General features: G+C 71.1%; 4 protein-coding genes. 2 read left to right on the top strand and 2 right to left on the bottom strand.

Annotation, left to right across the window (positions count from 1 at the left end; genetic code table 11):
* Positions 1-16: 16 nt before the first annotated feature.
* The gene (locus ACFOYX_RS27675; protein WP_322444116.1) at positions 17-439 is read right to left on the bottom strand and encodes a DNA-binding protein; all 423 of its coding nucleotides are present in this window, start codon (positions 437-439) and stop codon (positions 17-19) included.
* Positions 440-2829: 2390 nt separating this feature from the next.
* On the opposite strand from ACFOYX_RS27675, the gene ACFOYX_RS27670 reads away from it, so the two are divergent.
* On the top strand, positions 2830-4545 hold the full coding sequence (locus tag ACFOYX_RS27670; RefSeq protein WP_322444115.1) for a replication-relaxation family protein: 1716 nt from the start codon (positions 2830-2832) through the stop codon (positions 4543-4545).
* Positions 4546-5303: 758 nt separating this feature from the next.
* Here the strand turns inward: ACFOYX_RS27670 and ACFOYX_RS27665 are convergent.
* The gene (locus ACFOYX_RS27665) at positions 5304-5540 is read right to left on the bottom strand and encodes a DUF6308 family protein (RefSeq protein ID WP_369292994.1); all 237 of its coding nucleotides are present in this window, start codon (positions 5538-5540) and stop codon (positions 5304-5306) included.
* On the opposite strand from ACFOYX_RS27665, the gene ACFOYX_RS27660 reads away from it, so the two are divergent.
* Entirely contained in the window at positions 5480-6601 is a 1122-nt protein-coding gene (locus tag ACFOYX_RS27660) for an IS701 family transposase (protein WP_369292993.1), read from the top strand. The two genes, ACFOYX_RS27665 and ACFOYX_RS27660, sit on opposite strands and share 61 nt — an antisense overlap.
* Positions 6602-6702 lie beyond the last annotated feature (101 nt).

Raw genomic sequence — 6702 nt, 5'->3', positions numbered from 1 at the left:
TCGCCGACCTGCACCTTCAGCCCAGCGCGCCGACTATATCGACGCGAAGCTGCGGAACGCAGGTGTGCGGCAGCCGGGGGCTGCGGATTCGGTACGGGGTGATCGACGCGTGACTTCCGCCGGGGGTCAAGTCGTCGTCGGGCGGTCCGGCCGAGGACCCGGGGTCGCCGGCGGCGGTGGGCAGGTGTAGGGCGGTGAGGATTGCCGCGACCGGTACGCGGTAGCGGCTGCCGAACCGCAGCACCGGGACAGGGAACCGGTCGCGCTTGGCCAGGTCATAGGCGACGGACCGCGACAGGCCGAAGATCTTGGCGGCGGTGCTCAGGTCGGTGACCGTGCCTAGGGCGCGGATCCGCTGTGCGGTCCAGGTGTTGTGTGAGCCGTCGCCGGCTGGGCGGGTAGGAGTCGCGGGGGTGGGGTGCTGGTCAGGGGTGCTCATCGTTCGGTGGTCCTTCCGGTGATCAAGACAGGAGCGGCGACGGTGTCGCCAGGGACGGGGCGGCCGACCGATCCGGCAGTAGCCATCGGCTCGGAGGTGCCCACGGCCCGCCCGGGCCGTGGCCCGGGCGCCAGCGGATCGTTGACCAAGCCGGGTGGCCACGAGGACGGGCGAAGGCGGCACGGGTTGGCGGGCTGGGCAGGTGCCGAGGTGGTCTGAGGTGGTGCTCGCTTCACGGTGATGGCGACTTCGCGCCGGGCGAGTCGTGTCTGACACTCGTAAACCCGCGTTCGTGTGCTCTGGCGAACGCCTGCCTCAATCACAGCCGCTCACAGCGACTCACAGAGCCGCCGTTGAACCGCTGACTCTGGTCCGCACCCCGCACCGCGCTGGGTGCCGCCGCGCCCGCCCGAGGCGCTCGGACAGCGATAACTGCCGATTGCATAGCGGGTGTCTTGCGGTCTGGAGTGGCCCCTGACGTCGCGTCCGATGACACGTCGCCGGCGGCGTGAACGTGTCACACGGCGTGGCCACGGCAGTCGTTCAGGCACTCATGTTCCACGATGTCATGGGGTTGTTGCGGACATGGGGTGCCGCGAGGCGCGCGCCACTGCCGCCGGGCCTTTGGCCGGTCTGTCCGCGCCGCCACAGTGGCATCACCCGGTGCGGCCGGCGCTGGCGCAGGTGCGCACCCTTTGACCAGCCGGATGTCAGCGGAGGCCCGTGTCATGGCGTGCATCTCGGCTGTCAAGGCCCTGCTCAGTGACCGCGCCGGACAAGATGTCAACGACCGGCGTCGATGACAAGTGCCACCTTTTGGACATCGGATCGCGCAACGCGTTGACACGCTCCCGCCACCCGCGAGCAACGCCCACGTACGCCATGTCAATCGCTAGGTCTGAATGCGTGACGACTGCAGCCGGCGTGCGTGTCCGGACACGCGACGCGGTGCCGCTGTCGGCGGCGCTGCCATTTTGTCCATGGCCGCGCCACGCCGCGGCGGACAACATGTCAATCGGAGAACGTTGTTGTAATCGCATCGTGGTACGGCGCTGGGTCGGGCGCCGGAGTTGGCCTCCCGCACCCCCGGCATGCGACGGCGCCTGGCGAGGGTGAGGCGCTGACATGATGTCCCCGGACGAGCGGGGTGCCGTCACCGTGGTCGAGACCCCGCGTCCCTCCTGCGCGGCTCGTGCGCCCAAAGCGCCAGCGGGTACGCCCACCTGCCCGTGCCGGCGCTGTGAGCCGCCGCTGTGAGTCTTTGTGAGCGGCTGTGGGTGCGAGGGTGTAGGGCTCCCGGATAGCCACTCGTCTCGCGCCCTCGCGCCGGGGCCGCATGCTCTCACAGCCCTGGTGAAAGCCCGGTAGGAACGTGGGCTGGCCGTCGGTCGGCGCGGCGCGGCGCTGTGAGTGGCTGTGAGCGGGTGTGAGTTGGGCAGGCGTTCGCCAGAGCACACAAACGGCGGTTATATAAGTGCAAGCGCAGTGCGGCCTCCCGATTGGGTCTGCGCCGTGCTGCATGACCGGGGCAACGCCTGCTGTCGATCCGGCCGCGCCAACCGGTGGCCCCATACCGCCCAGGCGGTCGTCCGGGCGCGACACCGGCGAGCTGACCCTGGTTCTTCGCCGGGCCGACACCGTCGACCTGGCCGCCGTGCGGCGTGGGTGGTCTCCTCGCACCCCTCAAACCGGCTCCTGTCAGCTCTGGCGGACACCCCCGGATCTGACAGGTCTCTGACAACGACGCCAGCTTGCCTGACAGCCCTGGTCACAGGCCCACCGGCTCGCACCAGCTCACCTAACCGGCAGGCGGCGCAGCCGACTGTCAGAGCGTCGCGGCCGGTCTCGACGCCGCTGTCAGATCCCGGCGGTGACGGCAACGGTTGGCCTGTCGGCCGTTGGCGTCACCGGCCTGTTCTTGTCAGGCGCATGGCGGCTGAGCTGCTCTGACAGCCCTCGGTGGCCATCCCGTCTGAGCGGTGTCAGATCCGTGTCAGATATCAGGGTGTCCGCCAGAGCTGACAGGAGCCGGTTTGAGGCGTGCGAGGGCTGCCCGCGCGGCGGAGACATCAGGCGGCCCCAGGCGATTCCAGGCCGACGTGGTGAGCCGGTCGATGACCATCAGCCTCTGGGGCGGCGATTCACGGCTGAAGGGGTGCGGGTGCGCTCGTCTGCGGGCGTCGACCGCCGTCGGCGCTGTGGTCGACGGGGCGTCAGATGCGGCGGTGCGAGGGGGCTGTCGGGGTTGCCGTTCGCTTCGGACCCGAACGGCAACGCTCACGGCCGTCGCACCGCAGCACAGGGCCGCTGTGACGGAGTTCGATCGACAGGCGACTGACACTGTCCGTGTCACCGAGAGTGGGCCATGCGAGCCAGATCAGGAGGAAGGCGTGTCGAACCAGGCTTTCGTGCGGCGGCTCCGGTCCTCCGGTGGCCCGTCGCACGAGCTGCTCGTCCTGCTCGACGCCCACCGGGTGCTGACCACCAACCAGCTGGCCCGAGCCACCGGCGCGCCGGTGCGCACGGTCCGGCACCGCCTGGACCGGCTGCGCACCGCCGGCCTCATCGACGCGGTACGCCCCGGACGCGAGTCCGGGTCCGCGCCGCGGCACTGGTGGCTACGCACTACCGGGGCGCGCCTGGTCACCGGGACCGCCGCCGCGCCCGGCCGGCAACGCCCCTCCGGCCTGCATGTCGCACACGCCGCCGCGATCGCCGAGATGTGGCTCGCCGTCCGCGACCACGGCCCCGCCGCCGGCCTGACACTGCGCAGGTGGTGGTCGGACCGGGCCGGCTGGCAGACATGGGAAACCCGCTCGCCCGGTTGGGGCACCCGCACCCGCCGGCTGACCCCCGACGCCGCGCTGCTGGTCGACGTCGAGCACACCGACGGCACCGGCACCGCCGCCGCGTTCGTCGAGATCGACCTCGCCACCATGGCCCAGGCCGTGCTACGCGACAAAGTCACCCGCTACCTCGCCTACGCCGCCGACCGGGCCTGGCAGGACCAGTGGCCGCACTGCCCACCGCTGCTGCTGCTCACCACCACCGACGCCCGCGCCGCCACCTTCCTCGCCGCCGCCCGCAAAATGCTCGCCGCAGCCCGCCGCGACCACGAGGGCGCAGGCGGGCAAGCCTCGCGGGACATCGCCGACGCCAACAGCCTCGTCGTCGCCGCGTGCGGGCTCGTGCGCGACCCCACCGCCGCCATCGACGCACCAGTATGGCTGCTACCCGACCACGCCGCGACACGCGCCTCACTGCCGCAACTCCTCGCCGGCCGCCTCACCGCCCAAACCCGCGCGCGGCACCACTACGACCAAGCCGCCGCAGCCGCGCACCGCCGCGACCGCATCGACCAACTCGGCGCCATCCACGACGCCGCCGACGAGGTCGCCCGACTCCTCGACGCACCCGCCGCCGCGCACCTACTCGCCCGCTGGTACCCGGCCACTCAGCCCGACCTGCACGACCAGGACCCCGAACTCGTTGACACGCTGCTGGCCTGGTGGACCAACCGCGACGACCCGCACCTGACCCACCAGGCGCGGACCGCGCTGCTCGACCGCCACACCAACGCCTGGACCGAGCAGGCCGAACAGCTCCTCACCGCCGCCGACCGCCACGGCGACCACCCCCGGCTCCGCGCCGCCGCCACCACCCTCGCCGACGGCGGCCAGCTCCTCGACACGTGGATGCTCGACGAGCTCCACCAACCCCCGCCCCGATCCTGGGCGCAGGTACAGGCAGCCGCACTCGAGGGCTACCGGGCCGCCCGTGACGACGAGGTCACAGCCGTTCGGGCCTACCTGCCGTGGCGGGCCCGCCGCCACACCACCCTCGACCAGCTCACCGCCGAGCACGACCGCGAGCACCTACTCATCTGCGACACCTGCGCGATCACCTACCCCCGCCCCGACCCCGACGGCGAGCACTGGCGCGACGACGAGGTGTGCCCGCACTGCCACACCGGCACCCCACTGCCACACGAGCAGCGAGACCAAGTCGCCACCCTCGAGCAGCGGCTGACCGCCATCCGCGCCCATTTAGACGCCGCACCCGTGCCGCCACCGCCAAGGCCAAGGCCACGCCGCGGGGTTAGATAGGCGTCGCACTGCTGTGGAAGGGCGGCCCAAGGACCGCTCAGGCATCGTCTTCAGCGCCGTCAGGCTGCGCGGAGGCTCCGCCCTCAGCAACGCGAGCGGTACGGACGACTTGACCTTCAAGCAAAGGTGAGCGTCGATCGTGTCCGCCGCCGATCCCAATGGTCCGGGCCGGCGGCGGACACGACCGACGAAAGGGCCCTGCCGTGCCTCACGAACGCCTCAGCCTGCTTGCCGTCATTCCCGACGATGTGACCGATCCACTGCTGTGGCGGCTCGCTCTCGACGTCATCGCCGCGCACCAACCCAACGACCACGGCAACTGCCGCAACCTGCAGTGCGCCAACCACCGCGCCATGTGCCCCGCCGCCCGCGCCGCCCGCCGCGCTATGAACCTCGCCCGACCCGCACGCCCCGCCTCCGCCCCACCCGCGCCTCGGCGCCCGCAGGGACGCCGCGCCGTGACGGCACGGCAGCCAGGGATATTCCGTGGCTGGTTCGCCACCACACCCGCACCGTCACGACCAGTGGCAGGTTTGCCGCAACGGCAGGCTCTCCGGCGGCCCATGCCGGACGCCTCTGCCGCGTAAGACCGTGCCGTCAATCCCTTCGCACGGCAGCAGGTCGGCATCACCCGGCCGGCCACCGACGAGATTGCGGTTCCAGACGCTCGTAGTGACAACTTCTGATGCATTGGCTCATAGTTAGCCGGTGTGGCGGTACCGAGGCACCCGGAAGAGGCGGCCTTGGCGACCACTCTCCTAGCGGAAGCCGCCGACGCGCGGGGGCACGGACGCTCGTCGTGGGAAAGCCGAGGTGCGCCGGTTGGTCACCCCAGCGACACGGTGCCGAAGCCGGGGCGAGCCCCGTTTTTGGTGCTGCCGGTGGTGTCGCATCCACAGCACCACGTCGAGGACTCGCAGCACCCGCACCGCGGCTGGAACACCCGCACGCGCGTGCAGGGCGGTCACCTCGTGGCGCAGCTTCCCGTTGTCCATGGCGAGCTGGCTGTGTAGCGGGCGCCACAGGTGGTTCGGTTCACCGAACTGGCAGCGAATTCCAGCCGAAGCAGGGTGTCGCGACGTGTGGGGTGAAGCGGCAGTACATGGGGTGCGCGGGTCGGGTCGCGAACGGGATCAACACGGTGCATCTGTCCTATGTGCGGGAGCGGACCGGGCACGCGTTGATCGGGGCGCGTCAGTGGATCCCGGCCGAGCACCTCGCCGACCCGCGCACGGCTGCGGGGATGGGACTGCCGCCGGAGCTGGAGTTCCGCACGAAGGGCGAGTTGGCCATCGACCTGTGCGTGGACGCGTACGCCGACGGGCTGGTGTTCGACGTTGTCTGCGGCGACGAGGTGTACGGCAACTGCACACCGTTGCGGGAGTTCTTCGAGCAGCGCGGGCAGGCGTACGTGCTGCGGGTCGCCTCCACCTTCATGATCGACCTGCCCTCGGGAGAAAGGTTGACCCGCGCTCAGGCCGTCACGCTGCTGGCCGCGGACACCCGCCGGTGGGAGGTCCGCTCGGCCGGGGCGGGGTCGAAGGGACAACGCTGGTACGCGTGGGCGTGGATCGCCACCGCCTCACCGCGGCATCACCTGCTGGTCCGCCGTCACCTGCATACCGGTGAGCTGGCCTTGCACTACTGCCACGTGCCCGAGGGGCAACCAGTGACCAAGACGAGGCTGATCCGCGCCGCCGGACTGCGCTGGCCGGTCGAGGAGTGCTTCGAGTTCGGCAAGGACCACTTCGGCCTGGACCAGTGCCAGGCCCGCCTCCATGCCGCGACCGCCCGACACACCGTGCTGGTCATGGCCGCCCTCGCCGTCTGCGCGGTCACCGCCGCCCACCTGCGGGACCGTACCGACAGCCAAGCGGCGCCACCGAGCACACCCGACCAGCCACCGCCGCCCGAGCCCGGACTGATCCCGCTGACCGTGCACGAGGTCAAACGGCTACTCGCCGACGCACTTCACCATCCGAGGCCGCCCGGCCACGCCACCCGCGGGAGCTGGTGCGGCACCGGGCCAAACTCGTCGCGTGGCGAAGCGGGCTGAAGGCCAGCGTTCACGCGGTGCTCGCCACGCAGGGCCTGCACATTGAGGTGATCTCAGCAAGGTTCGGCGGCCGAGTGGGGATGACACGGGCGTAACGTCCA

It is taken from the genome of Micromonospora sp. GCM10011541 (genome assembly GCF_042650725.1).
Taxonomy (GTDB): domain Bacteria; phylum Actinomycetota; class Actinomycetes; order Mycobacteriales; family Micromonosporaceae; genus Micromonospora; species Micromonospora sicca.
Note: the sequence above shows the minus strand (reverse complement) of the source record. Positions and strands in the feature narration are given on the sequence as shown.

Coding starts and splice junctions, on each gene's coding strand:
- ACFOYX_RS27675 (WP_322444116.1), bottom strand. CDS start 439: ATGAGCACCCCTGACCAGCACCCCACCCCCGCGACTCCTACCCGCCCA.
- ACFOYX_RS27665 (WP_369292994.1), bottom strand. CDS start 5,540: ATGGACAACGGGAAGCTGCGCCACGAGGTGACCGCCCTGCACGCGCGT.